This is a genomic window from Stenotrophomonas sp. YJH_SMC_43, assembly GCF_059372535.1.
The window spans coordinates 345,045-367,961 of sequence record NZ_JCAFVQ010000002.1 but is presented as its reverse complement, the minus strand read 5'-3'; the positions used below and the strand labels follow the sequence as shown (position 1 = coordinate 367,961).

The 22,917-nt window shown below is 67.3% G+C and carries 24 protein-coding genes; 8 read left to right on the top strand and 16 right to left on the bottom strand.

The features are described from left to right. Nucleotides 1–66 precede the first annotated feature (66 nt). Both AC5QAH_RS08015 and AC5QAH_RS08010 read left to right on the top strand, forming a co-directional pair. On the top strand, nt 67–1,434 hold the full coding sequence (locus tag AC5QAH_RS08015) for an SLC13 family permease (protein WP_241873767.1): 1,368 nt from the start codon (nt 67–69) through the stop codon (nt 1,432–1,434). Nucleotides 1,435–1,490: 56 nt separating this feature from the next. Next, nucleotides 1,491–2,210 carry a GntR family transcriptional regulator gene (locus AC5QAH_RS08010; protein WP_241873766.1) on the top strand — a complete coding sequence of 240 codons (720 nt, stop codon included), beginning with the start codon at nt 1,491–1,493 and terminating at the stop codon, nt 2,208–2,210. 110 nt (nt 2,211–2,320) lie between these two features. On the opposite strand, the gene AC5QAH_RS08005 is transcribed toward AC5QAH_RS08010, so the two are convergent. Then, a complete protein-coding gene (locus AC5QAH_RS08005; RefSeq protein ID WP_049413512.1) occupies nt 2,321–2,653 on the bottom strand; it encodes a hypothetical protein in 333 nt (110 codons plus the stop codon). Between the two features lie 150 nt (nt 2,654–2,803). On the opposite strand from AC5QAH_RS08005, the gene AC5QAH_RS08000 reads away from it, so the two are divergent. Next, complete coding sequence (locus tag AC5QAH_RS08000) at nt 2,804–3,751, top strand: nucleoside hydrolase (RefSeq protein ID WP_495232246.1); 948 nt, start codon at nt 2,804–2,806, stop codon at nt 3,749–3,751. Nucleotides 3,752–3,755: 4 nt separating this feature from the next. On the opposite strand, the gene AC5QAH_RS07995 is transcribed toward AC5QAH_RS08000, so the two are convergent. The 6 genes from AC5QAH_RS07995 to AC5QAH_RS07970 form a co-directional block, all read right to left on the bottom strand. Then, the gene (locus tag AC5QAH_RS07995) at nt 3,756–5,015 is read right to left on the bottom strand and encodes an MFS transporter (protein WP_010483431.1); all 1,260 of its coding nucleotides are present in this window, start codon (nt 5,013–5,015) and stop codon (nt 3,756–3,758) included. Between the two features lie 78 nt (nt 5,016–5,093). Next, nucleotides 5,094–6,107, bottom strand: a complete 1,014-nt coding sequence (locus AC5QAH_RS07990; protein WP_019336972.1) for a hypothetical protein — start codon at nt 6,105–6,107, stop codon at nt 5,094–5,096. 83 nt (nt 6,108–6,190) lie between these two features. Then, nucleotides 6,191–7,504: a sensor histidine kinase gene (locus AC5QAH_RS07985; RefSeq protein WP_010483435.1), complete on the bottom strand. Its 1,314-nt coding sequence runs from the start codon at nt 7,502–7,504 to the stop codon at nt 6,191–6,193. Then, nucleotides 7,501–8,241: a response regulator gene (locus tag AC5QAH_RS07980; RefSeq protein ID WP_010483437.1), complete on the bottom strand. Its 741-nt coding sequence runs from the start codon at nt 8,239–8,241 to the stop codon at nt 7,501–7,503. The genes AC5QAH_RS07985 and AC5QAH_RS07980 overlap by 4 nt, the downstream gene beginning before the upstream one ends. A gap of 57 nt (nt 8,242–8,298) precedes the next feature. After that, complete coding sequence (locus AC5QAH_RS07975) at nt 8,299–8,844, bottom strand: redoxin family protein (RefSeq protein WP_019336971.1); 546 nt, start codon at nt 8,842–8,844, stop codon at nt 8,299–8,301. A 3-nt stretch (nt 8,845–8,847) separates the two neighbouring features. Next, nucleotides 8,848–9,642, bottom strand: coding sequence for an alpha/beta fold hydrolase (locus tag AC5QAH_RS07970; protein WP_191850845.1), 795 nt, complete (start codon nt 9,640–9,642; stop codon nt 8,848–8,850). Between the two features lie 294 nt (nt 9,643–9,936). On the opposite strand from AC5QAH_RS07970, the gene AC5QAH_RS07965 reads away from it, so the two are divergent. From AC5QAH_RS07965 to AC5QAH_RS07945, 5 genes are all read left to right on the top strand, one after another. Then, entirely contained in the window at nt 9,937–10,581 is a 645-nt protein-coding gene (locus AC5QAH_RS07965; protein ID WP_010483443.1) for an HvfX family Cu-binding RiPP maturation protein, read from the top strand. A gap of 99 nt (nt 10,582–10,680) precedes the next feature. Continuing rightward, the gene (locus AC5QAH_RS07960) at nt 10,681–11,157 is read left to right on the top strand and encodes an HvfA family oxazolone/thioamide-modified RiPP metallophore (RefSeq protein ID WP_010483445.1); all 477 of its coding nucleotides are present in this window, start codon (nt 10,681–10,683) and stop codon (nt 11,155–11,157) included. 52 nt (nt 11,158–11,209) lie between these two features. Next, nucleotides 11,210–12,055 carry an HvfB family MNIO-type RiPP peptide maturase gene (locus tag AC5QAH_RS07955; protein ID WP_191850843.1) on the top strand — a complete coding sequence of 282 codons (846 nt, stop codon included), beginning with the start codon at nt 11,210–11,212 and terminating at the stop codon, nt 12,053–12,055. Continuing rightward, nucleotides 12,048–12,782 carry an HvfC family RiPP maturation protein gene (locus AC5QAH_RS07950; RefSeq protein WP_049455587.1) on the top strand — a complete coding sequence of 245 codons (735 nt, stop codon included), beginning with the start codon at nt 12,048–12,050 and terminating at the stop codon, nt 12,780–12,782. Before AC5QAH_RS07955 ends, AC5QAH_RS07950 begins: the two co-directional genes overlap by 8 nt. An 83-nt stretch (nt 12,783–12,865) precedes the next feature. Continuing rightward, the gene (locus tag AC5QAH_RS07945) at nt 12,866–13,504 is read left to right on the top strand and encodes a ferric reductase-like transmembrane domain-containing protein (protein ID WP_010483452.1); all 639 of its coding nucleotides are present in this window, start codon (nt 12,866–12,868) and stop codon (nt 13,502–13,504) included. Nucleotides 13,505–13,640: 136 nt separating this feature from the next. On the opposite strand, the gene AC5QAH_RS07940 is transcribed toward AC5QAH_RS07945, so the two are convergent. The 9 genes from AC5QAH_RS07940 to AC5QAH_RS07900 all read right to left on the bottom strand — a co-directional run bounded on the left by AC5QAH_RS07940 (nt 13,641) and on the right by AC5QAH_RS07900 (nt 22,801). Further along, entirely contained in the window at nt 13,641–14,777 is a 1,137-nt protein-coding gene (locus AC5QAH_RS07940; RefSeq protein ID WP_032952464.1) for a metallophosphoesterase, read from the bottom strand. Between the two features lie 121 nt (nt 14,778–14,898). Then, nucleotides 14,899–16,440 (bottom strand): TerC family protein, encoded by a 1,542-nt coding sequence (locus tag AC5QAH_RS07935; RefSeq protein WP_029379871.1) that lies wholly within the window; start codon nt 16,438–16,440, stop codon nt 14,899–14,901. Between the two features lie 43 nt (nt 16,441–16,483). Further along, complete coding sequence (locus AC5QAH_RS07930) at nt 16,484–16,708, bottom strand: helix-turn-helix domain-containing protein (protein WP_010483459.1); 225 nt, start codon at nt 16,706–16,708, stop codon at nt 16,484–16,486. Beyond that, nucleotides 16,708–17,175 (bottom strand): DUF2975 domain-containing protein, encoded by a 468-nt coding sequence (locus AC5QAH_RS07925; protein ID WP_010483460.1) that lies wholly within the window; start codon nt 17,173–17,175, stop codon nt 16,708–16,710. Before AC5QAH_RS07925 ends, AC5QAH_RS07930 begins: the two co-directional genes overlap by 1 nt. Nucleotides 17,176–17,359: 184 nt before the next feature. Further along, complete coding sequence (locus AC5QAH_RS07920) at nt 17,360–17,944, bottom strand: NMCC_0638 family (lipo)protein (RefSeq protein ID WP_049413497.1); 585 nt, start codon at nt 17,942–17,944, stop codon at nt 17,360–17,362. A gap of 94 nt (nt 17,945–18,038) precedes the next feature. Continuing rightward, nucleotides 18,039–18,470: a pyridoxamine 5'-phosphate oxidase family protein gene (locus AC5QAH_RS07915; protein WP_029379872.1), complete on the bottom strand. Its 432-nt coding sequence runs from the start codon at nt 18,468–18,470 to the stop codon at nt 18,039–18,041. A gap of 229 nt (nt 18,471–18,699) precedes the next feature. Then, complete coding sequence (locus AC5QAH_RS07910) at nt 18,700–20,442, bottom strand: GGDEF domain-containing protein (protein ID WP_248854436.1); 1,743 nt, start codon at nt 20,440–20,442, stop codon at nt 18,700–18,702. Between the two features lie 162 nt (nt 20,443–20,604). Further along, nucleotides 20,605–21,630 (bottom strand): AI-2E family transporter, encoded by a 1,026-nt coding sequence (locus tag AC5QAH_RS07905; protein ID WP_143994045.1) that lies wholly within the window; start codon nt 21,628–21,630, stop codon nt 20,605–20,607. A gap of 118 nt (nt 21,631–21,748) precedes the next feature. Continuing rightward, nucleotides 21,749–22,801, bottom strand: coding sequence for a sensor domain-containing diguanylate cyclase (locus AC5QAH_RS07900; protein ID WP_099560407.1), 1,053 nt, complete (start codon nt 22,799–22,801; stop codon nt 21,749–21,751). Between the last annotated feature and the right edge of the window lie 116 nt (nt 22,802–22,917).

Below are 22,917 nucleotides of genomic sequence, written 5' to 3'. Positions count from 1 at the left end.
TCGCCTTACCCCGGGATGGCGGGTCTCCATCCGCGCTGTACGTGAGTCACGTGTCTGGGAGGGCGCATGAGTCCACAAATCGCAACGATCATCGGCCTGGTGATCATGTTCATCATCGCCACCGCTCTACCGATCAACATGGGTGCCGTCGCCTTCGCGCTGGCCTTCATCATCGGTGGGCTGTGGGTCGACATGGGCGGCAAGGAGGTCCTGGCCGGCTTTCCCGGCGATCTGTTCCTGACCCTGGTTGGCATCACCTACCTGTTCGCCATCGCGCAGAAGAACGGTACCATCGACCTGCTGGTGCACTGGGCGGTGAAAGCGGTACGCGGCCATATCGTGGCCATTCCGTGGGTGATGTTCGTCATCACCGCGGTCCTCACCGCCTTCGGCGCGCTCGGTCCGGCCGCGGTGGCGATCATCGGGCCGGTCGCGCTGCGCTTTGCCAAGCAATACAACATCAACCCGCTGATGATGGGCCTGCTGGTCATCCACGGTGCGCAGGCCGGCGGCTTCTCGCCCATCAGCGTGTACGGCAGCATCACCAACGGCGTGGTGCAGAAGGCCGGGCTGGAAGTGACCGAGATGGCGGTGTTCCTGACCAGCCTGGGCTTCAACTTCATGATGGCCACGATCTGCTTCTTCGCTTTCGGTGGCGTCGCCCTGCTGCGGCGTGGCTCGATCACCGCAGCAGGAATGATCGGCACTGCCGAACTGGCGATGGCCGGCGGCCCGCAGGCGTCGTCGCACCAGTTCGCGATCGAAGGCCATGGCGCGCTGGTCGCAGCAGGCGGCGGCACGCTCAGCAATGATCCGGCGGCACTGGACGCGGTGGGCCTGACCCGCGAGCGGTTGTTCACCCTGATCGGCCTGCTCGGCCTGGGCGTGGCCGCGTTGATCTACAACCTCAACGTCGGCCTGGTCTCGATCACCGTGGCGGTGGCGCTGGCGCTGTTGTCGCCACAAAGCCAGAAGGGTGCGGTCGATGGCATCAGCTGGTCCACCGTGCTGCTGATCTGCGGCGTGGTGACCTACATCGGCGTGCTGGAACATGCCGGCGCGGTGGACTTCATCGGCAACGGCGTGTCCGACATAGGCATTCCGCTGCTGGGCGCGCTGCTGGTCTGCTACGTCGGCGGCATCGTCTCCGCATTCGCTTCCTCGGCGGCGGTACTGGGCGCCACGATTCCGCTGGCGGTGCCGTTTCTGATGCAGGGCCACCTCAGCGCCGCCGGCGTGATCTGCGCGCTGGCGGTGTCGTCCACCATCGTCGATGTCAGCCCGTTCTCCACCAATGGCGCACTGGTGGTGGCCTCGGCCGCGAAGGAAGAGCGCGAGACCCTGTTCCGCCGCTTCCTGGTGTACAGCGGTCTGGTGGTCGCGCTGGGGCCGCTGCTGGCCTGGCTGGTGTTCGTGGTGCCCGGCTGGATGTAACCGTCGAACGGTCGTGCCGGCCACTGGTCGGCACGACCTGGCGTTACACTCTGCGCATGGCTATTGCCCCTGCCCCGCGGTCACCGAAGAAGCGCGCACCTCTGTACGAAGAGGTGGCCGAACACGTGCGCGAACGCATCTATGACTATCGCCTGCCGCCGGGCGAGTGGATCGACGAGCCCGCGCTGTGCGAAGAACTGGGCATCAGCCGCACACCGCTGCGCGAGGCCCTGAAGCTGCTGGCCGCTGAAGGCCTGGTGCAGATCGATGCGGGTCGTGGCAGCAGGGTCACGCGACTGACGCTGGAAGACCTCAACCAGCTGTTTCCGGTGATGGCTATGCTGGAAGGCCGCTGCGCGCACGAGGCGGTGAAGCACATCGACGATGCCGGTGCGCAGCAGCTGGAAGACCTGCATGCAGCAATGGAGACGGCAGCGGCCGAAGGCAACATCGCCGAGTACTACCGCAACAACTACCTCATTCACGAGACCGTGCAACATTACGCCGGCAACCCGTGGCTGATCCGGATCACCCACGACCTGCACCGCATCCTGAAGATGCACCGTGGCCGCCAGCTGCTGACTCCGGGCCGTACCGCGCAGTCGCTGGCCGAGCACCGCGAACTGATGGAGTGTTTCCGCAGGCGCGATGCCGCCGCCGCCGAACGCACCATGGAGCGCCACCTGCTCAGCCAGGGCCAGGCGCTGGCCGCCTATGTCGCGGCAGGCGGGTTGTTGAATGTGCCGGCGCCGCTGCCGACCGAAGGCGGCGGCTGAGCGGGCCGTCGTCGCTTTTGTAGAGTCGAGCCATGCTCGACTGCTTTTCGACCAGGCACCGCGGCGTTGGAGCGAAGTGCAGTCGAGCAAGGCTCGACTCTACAGAGACCTCAATCGCTGCAGCTGCCACCACCACCGTCACTGCTGCCGCCGTCGCTTCCACAGTCGGAGCTGCTGTGGTTGTGCTGGCTGTAGTTGTCGCCGGAATACCCGCCCGAGTAATCGTAGGCACCGCCGAGACCGTTGTCCCCCCGGCTTCCCGAGCCATCGGCCGTGGCCACCGCCATGCACAGGATTGCGCCCACCAGCGGCAGCAGCCAGATCAGCAGCAACTGCACCGTCCGGCCGCCCGCCGACAGGCCATCACGCTTGACGATCACCACGGTAGCCACCACGTTCAGGCCCAGCACCAGCAGGACCAGCAGAAGGGCAACGATCAGCATGCGGCGACTCCGTGCCTGGACTGGGGCATTATGGCCCGCCGCGCCGGCATTGGCCCTGCCTGTCATGAAGATGGGACAATGTAGGGCGCGCCGGCCTGTCTCCGGGCCGCCGGCGCCCCCCGCACCACACGGAAGAAGAAGAACAACAACATGCTGAAAGTCATTTTCGATACCGACCCGGGCGTCGACGACGCCCTGGCCCTGCTGTACCTGCACAAGCACGCCCAGATCGACCTGATCGGCGTCACCACCACCTTCGGCAATGCCTCGGTGGAGTCGACCACGCACAATGCGCTGTACCTGAAGCAGGCCTGGGTCTTTGCCGCCCCGGTCGCGCGCGGTGCCGGTGGCCCGCTGCAGCCGGAAGCCACCCCGGAAGCCTGGCCGGTGCACATCCACGGCCACAACGGCCTGGGCAACCACCCGGTGCCGGCCGAACTGGACGTGACCGCCGACGCGCGCCCCGCCCACCAGCTGATCATCGACCTGGTCCGCGCCCATCCGGGCGAGGTGACCCTGGTCGCCGTGGGCCGCATGACCAACCTGGCCCTGGCCCTGCAGCAGGCACCGGACATCGCCGGCCTGGTGCGCGGCGTGGTGCTGATGGGCGGCGCCTTCCACGTCAACGGCAACATCACCCCGGCCGCCGAGGCCAACATCTGGGGCGATGCCGAAGCAGCCGATGTGGTGTTCACCACCGATTGGCCGGTCACCGCGATCGGCCTGGACGTGACCACCCGCGTGGAAATGGACCGTGACGGCCTGGATAAGCTGGCCGCACTCGGCGGCGCCGACGCCGAGCTGGTCCGTGCACTGTCGCAGGACTACGTGGACTTCTACCTGCAGGCCGGCCACAAGGGCATGGTCGTGCACGACTGCTGCGCCTGCATTGCCCTGACCCGTCCGGAGCTGTTCCAGTTCGAGCGTGCCAGCGTACGCGTGGCCACCGACGGCGTTGCCCGTGGCATGACCATTCCGAAGCCGGAAGGCATGGGCTTCGGCCCCAGCGTGTGGGATGGCCACGTGCTGCAGTCCGTCGCCATCGGCGTGGATGCGGCCGCGGTACTGGCCGACATCGAGCAGACCCTGAAGGTCTGATCGGCTAGCGTCTGGCCCTGCCTGGGACGGTCTCGGGCAGGGTCCACAGCACCGGAAGCACCAGCACTGCCACCAGCGCGATCATCGCGCCCGGTGCCGCCGCCCAGCCGCTGCGTTCCACCCACCATTGCGCCAGCCAAGGCGTCGCGCCGCCGAACACCGCGGTGGCCATGGTCACACCCAGTGCCAACCCGCTGACCCGGCCTTCGCCCGGGAACTGCTCGGCCGTGGCCGGGGCCGCGACCGCACTGACACCACCGGCCACGCAGGCCAGCAGCACGGCGGCCAGCGCGATGCCCAGCGCCGTCGCCTGCGCCATCCACGCGAATAGGGACAGCGGCAGCAGCGCTGCCAGCACGGTCAGGCCCAGCAGCACCGGCCGTCGTCCGACGCGGTCGGACAATGCGCCGCACAGTGGCGTGATCGCGATCACCGCCACTGCCGCAATCGTCGACAGCCACAGCGCATCGGCTTCGTCATGACCCTGCGCATGCAGGAACGACGGCACGTAGGTGATGCCCACGTAGTAGGTGATCGAGCCCAGCGCCGAGATCGCGAAGGTGCGCGCCACTGCTGCGGGATGGTTGCGGAGCACATGCCGCAGCGGCGTGGCGGGAATGCTGCCCTCGCGCTGCTGGCGCTCGAACTCAGGCGATTCACGCATGCCCGACCGCGCAACCAGGATCACCAGTGCCAGCGCGGCACCGAAGAAGAACGGAATGCGCCAGCCCCAGCTGTCCAGCTGCGCGGTGGGCAGCAGCGCGACCGTGAGCGCGGAAATCGCCACCGCCAGCAGCGCCCCCACTTCGCTGGCTGCCGACGCCAACGAGGTCACCAGGCCTCGTCGCCGCACGGGTGCGCTTTCCAGCAGGTAGGCCACCACGCCGGTGTATTCGCCGCCCACCGAAAACGCCATCACGCAGCGCAGTACCAGCAGCAGCACGCCCGCCGTGGTGCCTGCGGTGGCCGCGGTTGGCAGCAGCGCAGTGGCCAGCATTGCCGCCGCCATCAACGCCATCGAAGCCAGCAGCATCCAGCGCCGGCCCAGGCGGTCGCCCAGGTGGCCGAAGCACAGCGCGCCCAGTGGACGCATCAGGTAGGACACCGCGAAGCCGGCAAGCGTGACGAGCAGCGCCTGCTCGCCACCACCGAAGAACACCCGCGACAACACCGTGGCGAAGTACAGGTACAGGGTGAAGTCGTACCACTCCACCACCGTGGACAGGCCGGCCACCCACATCGAGCGCTGCCGCGCCGCGGTCATTGCTTGTTCGCCTTCAACAGCCTCGTTCCCGTGGGTGCAGGTTCCTGGCAGGGTGTCACGACCCGGGTGAAATGCCGGTCATCGGCCATCCATCGGCTGCATGTACTGCGTCTCGTGCCCGGTGAAGCGCTCACCATCAAAGCCAAAGCAGAACCGCCCTTCCTCGAACGCGCGATAGACAAGCAACGCGCCATCCAGGCAGAACTGCTGCCGGTCTACGCCCGTTTCCAGGGTTCCGTAGCGGATGGCGTCTCCGCCCTTCTCCGCTGGCCCGGTGAAGGCATCGATCGGCAATGGCGTGGCGCGTCCGGTGCGGGTGTCGACCAGCACCACCGAGCGCTGGAAGAACCCGGGGCGATCATCGACCTGCACCAGCAGGTAGTGCTGGTTGAAGTTGGGCTTTTCGTTCCTGAGGGCTTCCTCGATGCGCGCCACGTGCTGCGCATCGCAGAAATCGATCGGGCTGTAGCGATAGCTGCATCCGTCGTGGTCGTAGGGCAGGTTCATGCCGGAATAGCTCACGCCTGCCTGGTCGCCCAGGTCGTCTCCCGGTTCCGGCGTGCTGCACAGCAGCCACGAGCGCTGTGCATCCTCGGGATCGGCCATCAATTTCGGCTCGCGTCCCGCCTCGTAGGCCGCACCACCCGGGAAATCCTGCCCGAACTGATGGCGGACAATCGAGCGTGCCCTCTCCAGCGGCAGGCCGATCTTCGCACCACGGAATGAAACGAACGTCATCGTCGGAAGGATCACCTCCTCCACCGGCAATCCTTTCCATTGCCCCCGCACGCAGAACGTGGCGATCTCGTTTTCCTCATCCACCTTGCAGGGTGTCGACGCGTCCTCGGCCAGCCAGGGATGGGCCGGACGCCCAGTCTGATGATCGATGTACCAGCCGTCCAGCGCGCAGGTCGGCAAGGCATCGAGGAGCGGAGAGAGGTCTGTTGCCGTGGCCGGGGCGGCAAGCGATGTGCCCGCTGCGGGTGTCCCGGTCAGCGCATCCGGTGTGCGCTGACATGCGGCCAGCACGAGTAGACCGACCAGCAGCGCGACGTGGCGCGCACGCTGGATTGAATGCTGCGTTCCCTGCATTGCGTGTTTCCTGGTTTCGACACCCGCTAGATGATCGCCGATCCCGAGGCCATGCAGGTGCGTGGATGTATTGACCCCGCCAGTTACCCCGGCAGCTGCAATTCGGCCCGCAGGCCACCGCCCTCACGGTTGTGCAGCCGCAGCGAGCCGCCCAGCGACTGCGCCAGCTGCACGGCGATGGCCAGACCCAGCCCGGTGCCGCCGGTATCGCGGTTGCGTGAGCTTTCCAGCCGATGGAACGGTGCCAGCACCGCCTGCAGCTGGTCCTCCGGGATGCCGGGGCCGCGGTCGGACACGCTGATCCACGGCCGGCCTGCTGCATCGCGCCCCGCCTCGATCTCGGCACTACCGGCGTAGCGCAACGCGTTGTCGACCAGGTTGCCGACCACCCGCCGCAGCGGCTGCGGCCAGGTCTGCACGGTCAGGCCTGTGGGTGCGCCACCACTGACCGCCTTGCCCATGTCTTCATAGTCGCCCACCACGCTGGCCAGGAACGCGCCAAGATCCATCGCCACTGGCGCGCCACTGGCCACGTGGCTGCTGCGCGCGTAGGCCACGCCTTCGCGCACCAGTTGCCCCAGGTGGTCCAGGTCATCCAGCAGGCGCTGCTGGGTGGCATCTTCGGGCAGGGTTTCCACGCGCAGCTTCATGCGCGTGATCGGCGTCTGCAGATCGTGCGAGATGGCCGCCAGAATCTGCAGCCGCTCGCTGACATGGCCACGGATCCGCGCCTGCAGTGCATTGAGCGCGGCTGCGGCCGTGCCCACTTCGGCGGGGCCGTCTTCGGGCAGCATCGGTGCGTCCTTGCCAGGCTGCAGTTGCTCGACGGCGTGCGAGAGCTGCCGCAGCGGGCGCAATGCCAGCCGCACCGCCAGCCAGGCGCATACCAGCAGCAGGGCCAGCTGCACCAGCAGCACGGCCGGCAGCCAGCGCGCCAGCGGCAGGCCCGACGGTGTGACTTCGATGGTCAACGGTGAACCGTCGTGCAGGCGCAGCTCCACTTCAAAACGTTCCGGCAGCCGTGCCACCTGCCGCGCCTGCAGCGGATAGCGGTGTTCCAGACTGTCATCGATGATGGCGGTGACCTGGCGCGCACGATCGGTTTCCAACGCCGGGCCGGCCTGTGCCGGGCGCAACAGGTAACGGTACGTGCGCCGTTCCAACCGCGGCACCCAGGCCTGGCGCTGGTCGGCCGGCAGGTGTTCCAGCAGGGCCACGCTCACTGCTGCATCCTCGTCCAGGTTGCGCAGCATCATGCTGCGGGTGGACTGGTAGCGTTCGTAGAACAACAGGCCGAAGGACAGCGCATGGGCCAGGATCAAACCGCCCAGCAGCACCAGCAGCAGGCGCGCCGACAGCGTGCGCGGCCACGGCAGGCGGCGCGCGCGGGCGTTCATTCCTCCGGCCCCAGCAGCTGCACCGGCACGCTGAACACGTAGCCTTCGCTGCGCACGGTCTTGATGTAGGTGGGCTCACGCGCGTCATCGCCCAGGCGCTGGCGCACGCGGCTGACCAGGAGATCGATGGAACGATCGAACAGTTCTGCATCACGGCCCTGGGTAAGGCTGAGCAGCTGGTCGCGGCTGAGCACACGGTTGGCGTGGTCGAGAAACACGCGCAGCAGTCGGAATTCCGCACCGCTGAGCGGATAGGCGGTGTCCTGCGCATCCAGCAGATGGCGGGCAGTGGTATCCAAGCGCCAGTCGCCGAAGGCCAACTGGCGGCCGGCTTCACTCACCTGCAGGTTCGGCGGCAGCATCTGCGTGCGCCGGATCACCGCATTGATGCGCGCCAGCAGTTCGCGTGAGGAGAACGGCTTGGTCACGTAGTCATCGGCGCCCATTTCAAGGCCGATGATGCGGTCGGTTTCGTCGTCGCGGGCGGTCAGCAGCACCACCGGCACCGCGCGATGCTTGCCGGCACGCAGGTTGCGGCACAGGCTCAACCCGTCCTCGCCGGGCATCATCACGTCCAGCACCACCAGGTCCACCGCGTGGGTGTCCATCAGCGCGCGCATCGCACGGCCGCCATCGGCCTGGCTGACGCGCAGGCCGTTGCGCTGCAGGTAGTCGGCCAGCATCTGGCGGATCTCGCTGTCATCGTCGACGACAAGGATGTGCGGTACGTGGTTCATTGCGTTCTCGATGAAGACGGAGGTCAAGGCCGCGCGGCGCGGCCATGGTAGCGCGGCTCAGGGGCTGGCCAGCAGGCGCTGGATCTCGCTTTCGGTACGTGCGTAATCGCCTTCACCGTAGTGGCGGTAGACCACCCTGCCCTGCCGGTCGACCAGGTAAAGCGCCGGCCAGAAGCGGTTGCCCCAGGCGTTCCAGATCCGGTACTGGTTGTCCTGCACCACCGGCCAGGTGATATCCAGCCGCGCGATGGCCTTGCGCACATTGCCGGGCAGGCCTTCGTAGGCGAACTCCGGAGTATGCACGCCGATCACCTGCAGGCCCTGCCGCGCGTAACGTGCATGCCACTGGTGCACATGCGGTGCCACGTTGAGGCAGTTGCTGCAGGCGTAGGTCCAGAACTCGACCAGCACCACCTGCCCACGCAGTTGATTCAACGCGAGCGGTGGGCTGTTGTGCCAGGGCCCGCCGCCATCGAACCCGGCAGCAGGAGCGGCCTGCGCCGGATGCGCACCGGCCTCCGGGCTGGGCAAGGCCATCAGCAGCGCCGCCCCACCCAGCAGGCCCAGCAGCAACGGCAGTACATACACACGCAGCGCGCCCATCGTTCAGCCTCCCTGCTCGGCCAGCGGCAGTTCGGCCGGCTTCACGCCTGCGGCCTCCAGAATGCTGTCAGCCACCTGAGCCGGGTGCGAGAGCAGCGACACATGGCTGCTGCCGATCAATTGCAGCTGCGCGCCAATGCGCTTTGCGGTGGCCGCCTGCAGTTGCGGCGACAACATGCGGTCGTCACGGCTGAGCACGTACCAGCTCGGCTTGCTGCGCCATGCGGCCACAGTGACGGACTCACCCAGCGCGCTGGCCTTCAATGGCACCTGCGTGCTGTACAACAGTGCAGCGGTCTTCTTCATCACATCCGGTGCGAAGTCCTGGGCGATGGCGTCGGCTGGCAGGGTCAGGTAGCCGTCCTTCTCCTGCAGGCGCGTCAGGCCCGGGCCGACCGGATAGCCCTCGCCCTGCTGTGCCGATGACTGCCCGGCATCCGGTGCGAATGCGGCCACGTACACCAGCGCCTGCACCTTGGGATCGTTGCCCGCTTCGGTGATGACCGTGCCGCCCCAGCTGTGGCCGACCAGCACGACCTTGCCCGGTGCGGCGGCAATCGCGCGACGGGTGGCGGCCACATCGTCGGCCAGCGAGGTGAGCGGGTTCTGCACGGCCACCGCAGGCAGTTTCCAGTCATGCAGGGTGGTGATGACCTTGTTCCAGCTGGAGCCATCGGCGAAGGCACCGTGGACCAGGATGACGGTGGGCGCGGCGCCGGCATCGGCCTCGGCGGCGAATGCCGGCGTCGCGACGCCGGCAAGGGCGAGGGCAGCGGCGAGCAGGGTGGTGCGGATCATGGGTGGCACTCCGGTGTTGGGAGTGGCCATTTCCGCCTGGGGGTGTATCGGCGCTGTTTCGCTGCGAGGCAGAGTTGTACCGGACTGTAGGGCGGCGGCGGATTTCTACAGTTGGATACATTCGGCCGCTGGGCATGGCCCGGCGAACGCCCGACGCGGCGTCTTTGTATCTGACTGTACGAACCCCCTGACACAGCCACAGTCGCTGACAAAACCCCGGGCAACAGCACACGTTGCCGATACCTGCGTGGCTCGGAATGGCCTCCATCGACCACTGGCCCGCAGGACACTCCCATGATCAGCTCCGCTTCTTCCGTGTATACACCCCGCCTGGACGCCGTCGGCCGCTGGCTCTCGCCATTGGCGCTGCGCGCCCTGCTGGCCTGGGAGTTCTTTGAATCGGGCCGCGAGAAGCTGGGCGGACAGAACTGGTTCGCCGACCTGGAAGGGCGTTTCCCCTTCCCGTTCTCCACCCTGCCTGCGTCACTCAACTGGCAGCTGGCCACCTGGCTGGAACTGGTGGGCGCGGTGATGCTGCTGCTGGGCCTGGCCACGCGCTCGGTGGCCTACATCTTCTGGGTGCTGACCCTTGTTGCCATCGCTGCCGTGCACTGGCCGGACCAATGGAACAGCCTGGGTGAGCTGTGGCAGGGCTACGCAATCACCGACCAGGGCTACGGCAACTTCAAGCTGCCGCTGCTGTTCCTGGCCATGCTGCTGCCGCTGATCCTCAACGGCGGCGGTGCACTCAGCCTGGACCGCCTGCTGGCCGGCCCGCAGCGCGCCGCGGCGGGCAACGACGGCCTCGGCTGGGGCGTGAGCCTGATCGCCCTGCTGCTGCCGGTCGCCGCGCTGCTGCCCGGTATCGGTTTCGGTGGCGCACTACTCGGCGGCGCCCTGCTGCTGGGTTACCGACTGCGCCGTCGCCGCAACGCCTGATCCGCTTCACCGCTTCCCGCGCTTCTTCCCTTCGTTTCCGTCGCCTTCAAGCGGCGTCCATCCCGCACGCCCTGCGTGCCCATCCAAGGAGTCATCACCATGTCCGTCTCGACCAAGAACACCGCTGCTTCCCGTCTGCCGCGCATCGGCGCCATCGGCATCGCCCTGGCCGGTGGCCTGCTGCTGGCCGGCCAGGCGGCCGCGATCCAGCCACTGGCCATCGGTGCCGTGGCCATGAGCGCCGCCGCCGAAGGCAAGTGCGGTGAAGGCAAGTGCGGCGCCAACAAGGCCGCCACTGGCAAGCCTGCCGCCAAGGCCAAGGTGGCCGAAGGCCAGTGTGGCGAAGGCAAGTGCGGCGACGCTTCGTTTGCCCGCACCGACCGTGACCACGACGGCCGGGTCTCGCGTGCCGAGTTCAACGCCGTGGCGGCCAAGCGCGCCGCTGAATTCGACCGCATCGACACCGACCACGACGGCTACATCAGCGAACAGGAGGCGCACGACTACCTGCGCAGTGTCTACACCGCCAACGGCAAACCGATGCCGAAGGGCCTGTTCTCCCGCGTCAACGACTGATCGTTCCCCCCGGCGCCGCCACGGCGGCGCCACTGCCCTGGAGTACCGTCGCATGCGCTTGCCCCTGCCTTCCGCCAGTGCCGGTCTCGGCCTGCGCCGTGGCCTGATCGATGAACTGCTGGCGATGCCGGCCGATGCCATCGACTTCCTCGAAGTGTCGCCGGACAACTGGATCGGAGTTGGCGGTGCCCACGGCGCCGCGCTGCGCCAGCTGAGTGAGCGCCATCGCCTGACCTGCCACGGCCTGTCGCTGTCGCTGGGAGGGCCGGACCCGCTGGACCGCACCCTGCTGACGCAGACCCGCGCGTTCCTCGACCTGCACCAGGTGCAGCTGTACAGCGAACACCTGAGCTACTGCGCCGCCGGCGGCCATGTCTATGACCTGCTGCCGCTGCCGTTCACCACCGAGGCCGTGCATCACGTTGCCGGTCGCATCCGCCAGGTGCAGAACACACTGGGCCGGCGCATCGCCGTGGAGAACATCTCCTACTACGCCGTGCCAGGCGCGGACATGAGCGAGATCGAATTCATCACTGCAGTGCTGGCCGAGGCCGACTGCGACCTGCTGCTGGACGTCAACAATGTCTTCGTCAACGCCTGCAACAACGGCTACGACGCCTTCGATTTCCTGGCACGCGTGCCGGCGCATCGCGTCGCCTCGCTGCACGTGGCCGGCCACTTCGACGAAGACGATGGCTTCAAGATCGACACCCACGGCGCGCCGGTGAAGGGCGTGGTCTGGGCGCTGCTGGGGGAGGCCTATGCGCGTGTCGGCGTGCGCCCCACCCTGCTGGAGCGCGATTTCAACTTCCCGCCTTTGGCCGAGCTGCTGGCCGAGGTGGAGCAGATCCGCCACGCGCAGGCCGATGTGCTGCCGCCCGAGGTGGCCCATGGCTGAGCCGCTGGCCACCTTGCAGCAGCGCTGGGCCGACCATGTACGCGACCCATCGATGCCCGCGCCTGAGGGCATCGATGCACGGCGGATGGCGGTCTACCGCCGCCTCTGCATCGACAGCCTGGACAGCCTGCTGGCAGGCAGCCTGCCGCGCCTGCAGGCGCAACTGGGTGATGCCTGCTGGCGCGACACCGTGGAGCACTACTACGCGCGGCATGCCTGCCATACCCCGTTGTTCCCGCAGATCGCCGGCGAATTCGCCGCGTGGCTGGGCGTGCAGGCAGACCTCGCGCTGCCGGGCTGGGTGGCGGAACTGGCGCATTACGAAAGCACGCAGCAGGCACTGCACATTGAAGCGCGGCACACCGGCCAGCAGCCGTTGCATGCGCCACAGGCAGGCAGCGTGCTGGCGCTGTCTCCACTGGTGCGGGTGCTGGGCTACCAGTGGCCTGTGCATGAGGACGCCGGCCAGAACGGTGCGCCTACCACGATGCCGACGTTGCTGCTGCTGCGACGCCTGGGTGACTTCAGCCTGCAGGTGCAGGAACTTTCACCGCTGGCATATGCGCTGCTGTCGGCGTTCGGCGATGACGGCGCCCGTGCGGAAGACGCGCTGCAGGTACTGGCCGATCTGCATGGCGTGGCCGCCGACGAACTACGCACAGCCTGCATTCCGCTGCTGGGCGACCTGTGCGCGGCCGGCGTGCTGGTTGTGCCGAACGACTGTTGAAGGCGCCGGCCAGCGGCCGGCACTCCCCATTCCTTGGCCGGCCAGAGGCCGGTGCCACCCATTTCCTGATTCGAGGTTTGATCATGGCTGTTTCCAATACGTCCTCCCTGCACGGCTGGCGCCTGTTCGTGGCCATCGCCGTGGTCCTGATCGCCTTCGCACTGGCGGCGTTCACCCTGCAGCCCGACGTGGTCGAGGGCAGCCGCGCGGCGATCCGGGTGACGGCACGCACATCGTTCCTGCTGTTCCTGGCCGCCTTCACCGCATCCTCGTTCGCCAGCCTGCTGCCCGGCCCGTTCACCCGCTTCCTGCTGCGCGAGCGCCGCATCGTCGGCCTGTCGTTCGCGTTCTCGCACCTGCTGCATGCGGTGGCGATCACCGCCTTCGGCATCCTCAACCCCGCGTTCTGGCCGGCGCGCTCAGCCCTGGCCAACCTGCCGGGCACGATCGGCTATGTAGCCATCCTCGCCCTGGCCATCACCTCGCATCGTGGCATCGCCCGCCGCATGGGTCCCACTGCGTGGCGTCGCCTGCACGTGACCGGCATGTGGATCATCGCCGCAGTGTTCACCTATTCGTACTTCAAGCGCGTGCCCGGCAACTTCTGGTACGCGGTGCCCTCCGCGTTGCTCTTCACCGCCGTCGTGGTGCGTGCGATCGCCAAGCGGGCGCAGTCGCTGCGGCGCAATGCGCATGCGCGGCCGCCGCTGCGGAGTTCTTGAGGAGTCGGTTACCTGTAGAGCCGAGCCCATGCTCGGCTGCCTCTGGTTCAGCCGAGCATGGGCTCGGCTCTACAGAGGGATCCCAGCACGAAAGGCAGCGAATTCCCTGCGGAAAGGGATCTGACCCCACTTCAGGTCACGGGGCGCGGCGCAGGGTGATCAGGGTGATCTCCGACGGCACGCCGATGCGCGCGGGGAATCCGGCCCACAGGCCAGCGCCATTGCTCACGTACAGTGTCATCCCGTCCACCTCGTAACGCCCGGAGACATAGCCACCGTTGGCCCGCTTCACCAGCTGGTCCATGCCGATGATCTGGCCGCCGTGGGTATGCCCGGACAACTGCAGCTTCACACCGCGCGCAGCGGCCTCACGCGCATTGCGTGGGCGATGATCGAGCAGGATCACCGGCGCGGAGGGATCGGCGCCAGCCAATGCAGCGTCCATATCCGGCAGCGGCAGGCCGTAGCGTGCCGCCACCGGGTCGGTGACACCGGCGATGGTCAGCGCCGCATCGCCACGCCGCACCTGCATGTGGCTGTTCTCCAGCACCTGCATGTGCAGCGCGCGAAACGCCTGCATCCACGCCTGGTACTGCGCGTAATACTCGTGGTTGCCGGTGATGGCGACGACGCCGTCCGGCGCCCGCAGGTCCACGAGTGGACGCGCGTCGTCACGGCGGGCCTCGACACTGCCGTCGATCAGGTCGCCGGTGATCACGATCAGGTCCGGCGTCAGTGCGTTGCTCTGGTCCACCACCCTGCGCACCCAGTCACCGGTCAGCAGGCGGCTGGCGTGGATGTCGGTCAGCTGCAGCACGCGATAGCCGTCGAACGCGGCCGGCAGATCCTTGATCGCCACGTCGATCTGCCGAGGCTGGGGCACCGCCATGCCCTGGCTGATGCCATAACCACTGACCAGCAGGGCCAGCAAGCCGGCCGCCGGTCGCAGACTCCGCGTGCGCAATGCGGCTACCGCGCGTGGCCAGCGCAGCAGGCGGGAAGCAAGCAGGCTCACGTCCAGCGCCAGCATCAGCAACGCCAGCAGCAACACCGCCGTGGAGCCGGTGGCCAGCGTGGCGATGGCCAGTTTCGGAATCTCGGGCGAGGCCATCGTGCCCCAGAACATGGCGACGATGCGCAGCTGCACGGCAACGCCCACCAACAGCAGTGACAGCACGACTTTCATCCAGGTGGGCATGCGCAGTGGCCAGAACAGGCGCCAGGCCACATACAGGCCCATCAACAAACCGATCGTACTCAGCACTGCAACCATCCATGACAGAAAGCGGGCCCGCCATGGTGACGGTTGCGGGCCATGTTGTGTAGAGCCGAGCCCATGCTCGGCTTCTCAACATGCAGCCGAGCATGGGCTCGGCTCTACATCAACAGGCGGGTCAGGCCATTCCGTCGAGGCGCTGCACGCGCAGGCGGGCAATGCGACGCTTCTCCATCGCCAGTACGGTGATGCGTACATCCGCGATCTCCACTGCGTCACCGATGTCCGGCAGGCGTCCCAGGCGCTCCAGCACCAGGCCGGAGATGGTCATGTAGTCGGCACTGCGCGGCAGCGATACGCCCGCCAGGCGCTGCAGATCGTCCAGGGTCAGCGCACCGTCGGCCTCCCACTGGCCTTCCCCCTGCATGACCACGCCATAGCGCTCGTCCTGGGTGTCGACCAGGTCACCGGCAATGGCCGCCAACAGGTCGTTGGCGGTCACCAGGCCTTCCACGCTGCCGTACTCGTCCACCGCCACCGCCAGCGGCACTGGGTGCTGGCGGATCAGTTCCAGCGCCTGCAGCGCACTGGCGCTGGACAGCACGTACTGCGGCTCACGCAGGTTGCCTTCCAGCTGCAGCGGCTTGCCCTGCAGCAGGTCGGCCAGCAGGTCGCGGCTCTGCACCACGCCTCGCAGGCTGTCCAGGTCGCCGTCGCCGACCAGCAGGCGGGTGTGCGGCGATGCCACCAGGCGTGCCACCACGTCGTCCTGTCCACGCGCCAGGTCGATCCACTGCACGTCGGCGCGCACAGTCATCACGCTCGACACCGGGCGATCCGCCAGCCCCAGCACGCTGCGGATCATCTCGTGCTCGGCCGGCTGCAGGCGCTCTTCGGCATCGACGTGTTCGTCAGCACTTTCGTCGTCGTGGCCATTGGTCGGGCGCGCGCCCAGCATGCGCAGCACCGCATCCGCAGTACGTTGGCGGAACGGCTGGCGGCGCTCGTTGCGCTCGCGGTTGAAACGTACCCACTGGTTGAATGCCTCGACCAGGATCGAGAAAGCGATGGCCGCGTACAGGTAGCCCTTCGGGATCTTGTAGCCCAGGCCCTCGGCCACCAGGCTGAAACCGATCATCAGCAGGAAGCCCAGGCACAGCACCACCACCGTGGGATGCTTGTTGACGAAGCGGGTCAGCGGCTTGCTGGCCACCAGCATCAATGCCATCGCGATGGTCACCGCGGCGTACATCACGCCCAGGTTGTCGACCATGCCGACCGCAGTGATCACCGAGTCCAGCGAGAACACCGCGTCGAGTACCACGATCTGTGCCACGACCATCGCGAAGCTGGCGTAGACCTTCTTGCCATTGTCCTCGTGCTGGCGGCCTTCCAGCCGCTCATGCAGTTCCATGGTGCCCTTGAACAGCAGGAACAGGCCGCCACCCAGCAGGATCAGGTCGCGTCCGGAGAAACTGTGGTCGAACAGCGTCAACAGCGGCTCGGTCAGCTTCATGATCCAGGCCAGCGCGGCCAGCAGCACCAGCCGCATCAGCAGGGCCAGCGCCAGGCCGATCACCCGCGCGCGGTCACGCTGGTGCGGCGGAAGCTTGTCGGCAAGGATCGCGATGAACACCAGGTTGTCGATGCCGAGAACGATCTCCAGCACGACCAGGGTTGCAAGGCCCATCCATATCGAGGGGTCAGCCAACCATTCCATTTCAGGTCCGTTTCGTCAGTAGGTAGGGAAAAAGGGAAAGCACTCAGTCAGCGTCCTGCGCCTGCGTCGGGTCATGCCCGAGCAGATCACCGGGCGTGCACTGCAGCTCACGGCAGATCGCATCCAGGGTGGAAAAGCGGATGGCACGCGCCTTGCCGGTTTTCAGGATCGACAGATTGGCCAGGGTGATGTCGATGCGCCCGGCCAGCTCGGACAGGGTCATGCCCCGTTCCTGCAGCATGCGGTCCAGGGTGATGACAATCGCCATCAGATGACACCATCGAGGTCATCGCGCATCGCTGCGCCCACGGCGAACACGCGCGCCAGCACGAACAGCATCAGCACCGCCACCAGGCCGGTGATCGACATGCCGCCGCCCACCTCCATCCAGGTGAAGTCGGGCCCCATCCAGGCCGCGTAAGCGCCGATCAGGATCGACAGCAGCTCCATCGCCAGCATCAACCACGCCATGCGTTGCAGGCGCTGCGCGTTAGCGTGGGTGAACGGCCGCTCGCGCGCCGCCGACTTCAGCAGCCGCAGCAGATGGCGCAGGAACAGCAGGCACAGCACCAGCAGCGCGACGATCGCGCCCAGGCCGAGGCAGAAGTGCAGGAACAGGTCGTTGCCGTGCGCGGCAACAGCACCGGCATCATGGACGCTGTCGAGTAGCCAGCGGCGGTCATGGGCGACCAGCGGCACGGCCAGCAGTGCGGCCAGGATGCCCAGCCAGCACATCGCCCGGACGGCCTGTACGGCGGCCTGGGCCAGGGTGAACAGGCCTCGCGCGGGACTGGCGCGGGCGGGACGAGCGGTCAAGCGGCCTCCGGCATTGGGGTGGCCTCGCCGCCCCGGAGTGGATTTATCGATAAACGATATACCACACGCCGCGTGAAAGGCTGAATCGCGCGCGTGGCCCCTGTCAGGGCCCAGGCGCGCCCTGCTCCAGCATCGCTTCGCCCGGGGCCGCCGAGGCCATCGCCTGCACGCCTGCATCGGCCGCCTGCCGCGTGACCAGGCGGAAGCGCACCTGCAGCGTGCCCTGCCCCGGCGTGGCCCAGCCGTACTGGATGGCCACCTGATCGGCCGACAGTGGCCCACGCCCTGGCAGCGATCGCACCTGCAACGGTTTGGGTGCGGCCTGCACCAACCGGGCGAATCCCTTCTGCACGACCGCCGCGTCGGCCTTTTCGGCGTAGACCGTACACGTGCCATCGTCAGCCCAGCTCACCGCATAGCGGCCACTGGCCAGAGGCACCATCCACGCCACGCCCGATTGCCCCTGCAACAGCGTGGCGGCTTCGGCGGGCTGCAGCGGCGACAGCCCATTGGATTCCATCAGCGACTGCAACCGCGCCGGGGCACCGATGTGCTGCATGCAGGCGGTGTCGAACAGCTCGCTGAAGGGATCCTGCGCCGGGGCCTTGGCCTTGGGCGTACGCGCGGGTTGCGCCACCGCCAGGGTGGGCAGCAGGGCCAAAGCCAGCCAGAAGAACGCAGGACGCATCGGGATTCCACGCTACGGAAAACAGCAGGGAGGATGGCAAAGGCCTGGCGCGCCGCGCAATGGCCGCGATGGCCACCAGCCTCCCGCTGCCGGGTCAGACTGCCATTTCGCCCTGGTCCTCGCCATCCCAATAGTGGATGCGGCTGGCGCGCACGTGAATCAGTACCAGCCCCGGTGTATCCACGCCCTGCTCGAACCAGCGCTCAAGATCCTTCACCCAGTGCTCGCGCATCACAGCGCGATCGCGCACCAGCGCCGCCCTTCCCTGCACGTGCACGAACAACGGCGGCTTGCCCAGCAGTGACCTGCTGCCGGAAAAACCCAGCGCAACGGCGGGGTCAGCCTCAATCTCGTGCACCATGTCGGTGTCTTCTGTGGTGAAGAACCAGCTGTCACCGTCGTAGTCCACGTCACCGTTGTTGCTCATCGGACGACCGGCAATTTCTCCGCCGGCGCGGGTCTGCAGCATGGTGAAATCGATGTCGGCCATCTTCTTGGCCAGTTCGGGCAGTGTGAGCTGGGTCATGGTGTCGTCCTTCATCAAGTGGAATCCCAGCGTCTGCGCAGAGTGGTGACCGAAGCGTGGAAGGTCAATGTCGGCTTCTTCACAGAAAGCGAGATAGGGCGCGTGGCGCGTGCGTGACGCGCTGCTCACCACCCCACCTGCGTTTGCAGCAGCTGCACGCCCCATCGCGCGCCGGGCGATCCTGCAGACGCTGCGACGGGTGCATGCACGCATTGGCTGACGCGTGCCATCAGCGCGTGATGCGACCGCCCCCCGCCACCCGTACCCGATCGCGCCCCTGCGCCTTGGCCCGGTACATGGCCGCATCGGCGGCACGCAGCAGGGTGCGCCAGCCGAGCGCGTCGGTGCCGCCCTCGGCCACGCCGAAACTGGCGGTCACCCGCAGCACGGTGCCACCGGCCAGCTCGATGTCCATCTGCTGCAGGGCCAATCGCAATGACTCGGCCAGCTGGCGGCCACCGGCCAGATCACCGTCGGCCAGCAGCACCAGGAATTCCTCACCACCATAGCGGGCGATGCTGTCGCTGCGGCGCAGGTGGCGCTGCAGCAACTGCGCCACCTGCACCAGCACTTCGTCGCCGGCTTCATGGCCATGGCCATCGTTGATCGCCTTGAAGCGATCCACATCCAGCAGGATCACCACGGCGCTTGCATCGCCTCCGGCGTGCCTCTGCTGCACCACCTCATCCAGCGCGCGCCGGTTCAACAGTCCGGTCAGCTCGTCGGTGCCGGCGAGCTGGCGCAGCTCGCTGGTCAGTGCCGAGCGCTCGCGCGATTTCTCACGCAGTACTTCGATGGCGTCGAACAGGCGCTGCATCTCGGCCAGCGGATGGGTGACATGCTGCTCCGGGCCAGGTGCATCCGTGGCGAGCTGGATCACCTGCTTCTGCGCCTGCAGCAGTGGCTGCAGGATCTGCAGGTGGGCGATGCGCAGGGCCACGCCCAGCACCACCAGCGTGCCCAGCGCGGTCGCCACCAGCACAGCCAGGCGCATGGCCTCGCGGTTGCGGGTGCGTTCGTATCGGGCGATGGACACGCTCAGGTAGCCATCACGCAGGGCTTCCAGCGACTGCAGGGTAGGCACGTAGCGCGTGGTGAACTCGGCAGCGGTCCACGGCGGTGGTACACCACGGCGGCCATCCTCGATCAACTGCTCGATCATCGGCAGCGATTCGCCGAAGAACTGCCGTCGTGCCATGTCCCAGTGCCATGACAGTTCCGGGTCGCTGCGGAACACCGACTCATGGCTGCCCGCCAACCGCCACAGCTCCAGCAGGCGGCCCTCGGTCTGCAGTGCAGCGCGTACCTGCTCCTCGCGCCATGCCCCCGGTACCGCGACCGGCGCCATCACGTTCGAGGCCAGGCGGCCGCCATGTTCGCGAAGATCGATCAGCACCTGGCCCTGCATCGCCGGAATCGCCGCTTCACGGTCGGCGCTGACCAGCACGTTGATCTGTGCCGAGGTCAGCAGGTGCAGGCGATCAACCACGGCGAACATGCCACTGATCGCACGCTCCACCGCCTCCACCCGGCGCGCATCGTGCGGTTGCGCCGCCACCCGGTCCACCGCAGCCCGCGCCGACTGCAGGCGACGTTGCGCGTCGGCCAGCAGGCCACGCTCATCCAGCACGCCCGGGTCGTTCTTGAACTCGGTCTCCAGCTGCAGCATGGCGGTGTCGACCCGCTTGCGCGCGGCCGCCAGCTGCGCGGCCAGCCGCGCCTGTTCGGCGGCGGCGGCCGGGTCAGCCCCCAGCAGGCTGTTGGCCGGACCGCGCTCGGCCGAAGCCAGGTTGGCGAGATCGAAGGTCTGCCGCAGCTGGCGCAGGCTGGTCAGGTTGTCTTCGGCGCCGGTGTAGCGCAGCGTGCCCTGGACCAGGGCGATGGCCATCAACGGCAGCGTGCACACCACGAACAGCCCAGCCAGGATCCAGACCCAGGTCCGCAACCTGATGGGCGATGCCTTGCCGGCCATGCAGAATTCCCCTGAAGTGCGGCTCACTGTAGCGAGCGGCTCCGGCGGCGCCAAGCCAGCGCCGTACGATCCGCCGGGGTGGATATAGCGCAGCGCGCGCGAACGCGCCGACAACGCCGGCGCCCCCCGTCCAGCCGGTCAGATGCGACAGGTCACGCCGGGTCAGATCCAGCGCTGGTCGACCAGTTCGCGTTTCACGTAAGCGTAGAACACCGGTGCCGCCACCAGCCCGGGCAGGCCGAACGCCGCTTCCATCACCAGCATGGCCAGCAGCAGCTCCCATGCGCGGGCCTGGATTTCACCGCCGACGATGCGCGCGTTGAGGAAGTATTCCAGTTTGTGGATCAAGATCAGGTACAGCAGCGCGGCCACGGCCACGTAGAACGAGACTGACAGCGCGACGATGGTGATGATCGTGTTGGAGATGATGTTGCCCACCACTGGCAGCAGGCCGGCGATGAAGGTGATCAGTACCAGCGTCTTGGACAGCGGCAGATGCACGCCGAACAGCGGCAGCACGCCCAGCAGGAAGATGGCGGTGAACACGGTGTTGAGCAGCGAGATCTTCACCTGCGCGAACACCACCTGGCGGAACGCGGTGGCCAGGCGGCTGGTGCGCCCGATCAGTTCCTGCGCCAGCGGCCCCATTTTCGGCAGCGGAAGTTCGTCGTACAGCGCGATCATCGCCCCCAGCACCATGCCGATCAGTACGCGCACGCCCACCTGCACCACCGACGTGCCGGCCACGCCCAGCTGGCGCTGGTGTTCGGCGGCCCAGTCATTCAGCGCCGCACGCAGCGCCGGCATGTCTTCGGGGATATACGGCTGCAGCAGCGCCGGTACCTGGTGGCGCGAAGAATTGAGGATGTCCATCAGCCGCGCCAGCAGCGCGTCCGGCCCGCCGGTCTCGTTGCGGAAGAACGACGCCACGCCAATGCCGGCCAGCACCAGTCCGCTGATGATGATCGCCGACAGCACGATCACCGCGATTGCCCGCGCCCTTCCCGGCGGCAGCCTGCCTTCCACGGTCGACGCCAGCACGTGGGTCAGCTGGAACACCAGCAGCCCCGACAGCAGGGTCACCACCAGACCCAGCTTCAACGCCAGCCACATGCCCAGCAGCATCATCAGCCAGGCCGCGATCCTCGGAACGGGGGGCTTGGGCTGGGCAACGAGGGCGTCTTGCATGGGCGGCGCGTCCGGGCGGGGTGGCCCATGGTAGAGGATTGGCGACGACGATTCCGGGTGCAGGATGAACGGGCATCAGGCCTCGTGCTGCGACAGCACTGCTGCAGCCCGCGCCGACTCATTCGCCATAGCTGGCGTTGTTCTTGCCCTGGCGCTTGGCGTGGTAGAGCGCGCGGTCGGCCAATGCCAGCCAGTCCTCGACGCTGCCGCCGCGCGGGGTGGCAGCAATGCCGATGCTGACGCTGAACTCGATGCCCGGCGTTGCCTGCCGTGCTGCTTCCAGAAGTTGCAGACGAACCCGCTCTGCCACATGCATCGCATCGATGGGCGCACAGTCCTGCAGCAGCACGACGAACTCGTCGCCTCCCAGCCGCGCAGGGGTATCGCCGGGCCGGGCGAAGGCGCGCAAGGTGGAGGCGATATGGCGCAGCACTTCGTCCCCGGCACGATGACCATGCGAGTCATTGATGCGCTTGAAGTCATCCACATCAAGCATCAGCAGGCAGGCGAAACCACCCTGCCCCTGCGCCTTGTCCAGGGCCTGCTGCGCGCGGACGATCAGGAAGCCGCGGTTGGCCAGCTCCACCAGCGGGTCCATCCGGCTCAGCCGCTTCAACTGGCGGTTCTGCGATTTCACCCGCCGCGCCAGCTGCCAGCTGAGGATGCTGAGGCCGATGCCGTAGACGAACAGGAACGGCACACTGAGTACGATCGTGCGCTGCGATGACACCGGCTGATAGGGAAACCCGAGTACCCACCAGGTGAGCGCGAACCCAACTGCCAGCGCCAGTGTGGCCCGTACCGCCAGCTTCACCCCGCCGGCGGCGATCTTGTCGGCGACCAGCAGCGCGGCGAACAACGCACTGGGCACCACGCTGAGTCCCATGAAGGCGATCCAGCCACCGCCAAAGAAGGAATCGATCACCATGCAGCGGAACTGGACCACTGCGGGCTGCCGTGAGCGATGGGTCAGCACGAGGGCGAGCGCCGGCCAGGCCAGCGCATTGAGCAGCAGCAGGCTCCACGCCAGCGCACCGTCCTGGCGTTCGAGCATGATCGAAGCAATGGGGATCGCCCCCAACCCGTTGCCCACGAAACGCATCCAGCCGATGCGCCGTGCCGCGCCGATGCCTTCGACCGAGACCTCGGTCGAGTCCGTCAAGAACGGCATTGCCGACCCCCTTGAGCGATCGCAGCTGCCACCAAGGCCCTTGCCGGGCTGCCTGCGGTGAGTCTGACAGCTCTGCGTCAATTCGGGATCAAGGTTGCAGAAGCCATCTGGCGACA

Bases quoted from the DNA above. Each gene is read 5' to 3' on its own strand.
- AC5QAH_RS08015 (WP_241873767.1), top strand. From the start codon at position 67: ATGAGTCCACAAATCGCAACGATCATCGGCCTGGTGATCATGTTCATC.
- AC5QAH_RS08010 (WP_241873766.1), top strand. From the start codon at position 1,491: ATGGCTATTGCCCCTGCCCCGCGGTCACCGAAGAAGCGCGCACCTCTG.
- AC5QAH_RS08005 (WP_049413512.1), bottom strand. From the start codon at position 2,653: ATGCTGATCGTTGCCCTTCTGCTGGTCCTGCTGGTGCTGGGCCTGAAC.
- AC5QAH_RS08000 (WP_495232246.1), top strand. From the start codon at position 2,804: ATGCTGAAAGTCATTTTCGATACCGACCCGGGCGTCGACGACGCCCTG.
- AC5QAH_RS07995 (WP_010483431.1), bottom strand. From the start codon at position 5,015: ATGACCGCGGCGCGGCAGCGCTCGATGTGGGTGGCCGGCCTGTCCACG.
- AC5QAH_RS07990 (WP_019336972.1), bottom strand. From the start codon at position 6,107: ATGCAGGGAACGCAGCATTCAATCCAGCGTGCGCGCCACGTCGCGCTG.
- AC5QAH_RS07985 (WP_010483435.1), bottom strand. From the start codon at position 7,504: ATGAACGCCCGCGCGCGCCGCCTGCCGTGGCCGCGCACGCTGTCGGCG.
- AC5QAH_RS07980 (WP_010483437.1), bottom strand. From the start codon at position 8,241: ATGAACCACGTACCGCACATCCTTGTCGTCGACGATGACAGCGAGATC.
- AC5QAH_RS07975 (WP_019336971.1), bottom strand. From the start codon at position 8,844: ATGGGCGCGCTGCGTGTGTATGTACTGCCGTTGCTGCTGGGCCTGCTG.
- AC5QAH_RS07970 (WP_191850845.1), bottom strand. From the start codon at position 9,642: ATGATCCGCACCACCCTGCTCGCCGCTGCCCTCGCCCTTGCCGGCGTC.
- AC5QAH_RS07965 (WP_010483443.1), top strand. From the start codon at position 9,937: ATGATCAGCTCCGCTTCTTCCGTGTATACACCCCGCCTGGACGCCGTC.
- AC5QAH_RS07960 (WP_010483445.1), top strand. From the start codon at position 10,681: ATGTCCGTCTCGACCAAGAACACCGCTGCTTCCCGTCTGCCGCGCATC.
- AC5QAH_RS07955 (WP_191850843.1), top strand. From the start codon at position 11,210: ATGCGCTTGCCCCTGCCTTCCGCCAGTGCCGGTCTCGGCCTGCGCCGT.
- AC5QAH_RS07950 (WP_049455587.1), top strand. From the start codon at position 12,048: ATGGCTGAGCCGCTGGCCACCTTGCAGCAGCGCTGGGCCGACCATGTA.
- AC5QAH_RS07945 (WP_010483452.1), top strand. From the start codon at position 12,866: ATGGCTGTTTCCAATACGTCCTCCCTGCACGGCTGGCGCCTGTTCGTG.
- AC5QAH_RS07940 (WP_032952464.1), bottom strand. From the start codon at position 14,777: ATGGTTGCAGTGCTGAGTACGATCGGTTTGTTGATGGGCCTGTATGTG.
- AC5QAH_RS07935 (WP_029379871.1), bottom strand. From the start codon at position 16,440: ATGGAATGGTTGGCTGACCCCTCGATATGGATGGGCCTTGCAACCCTG.
- AC5QAH_RS07930 (WP_010483459.1), bottom strand. From the start codon at position 16,708: ATGGCGATTGTCATCACCCTGGACCGCATGCTGCAGGAACGGGGCATG.
- AC5QAH_RS07925 (WP_010483460.1), bottom strand. From the start codon at position 17,175: ATGTGCTGGCTGGGCATCCTGGCCGCACTGCTGGCCGTGCCGCTGGTC.
- AC5QAH_RS07920 (WP_049413497.1), bottom strand. From the start codon at position 17,944: ATGCGTCCTGCGTTCTTCTGGCTGGCTTTGGCCCTGCTGCCCACCCTG.
- AC5QAH_RS07915 (WP_029379872.1), bottom strand. From the start codon at position 18,470: ATGACCCAGCTCACACTGCCCGAACTGGCCAAGAAGATGGCCGACATC.
- AC5QAH_RS07910 (WP_248854436.1), bottom strand. From the start codon at position 20,442: ATGGCCGGCAAGGCATCGCCCATCAGGTTGCGGACCTGGGTCTGGATC.
- AC5QAH_RS07905 (WP_143994045.1), bottom strand. From the start codon at position 21,630: ATGCAAGACGCCCTCGTTGCCCAGCCCAAGCCCCCCGTTCCGAGGATC.
- AC5QAH_RS07900 (WP_099560407.1), bottom strand. From the start codon at position 22,801: ATGCCGTTCTTGACGGACTCGACCGAGGTCTCGGTCGAAGGCATCGGC.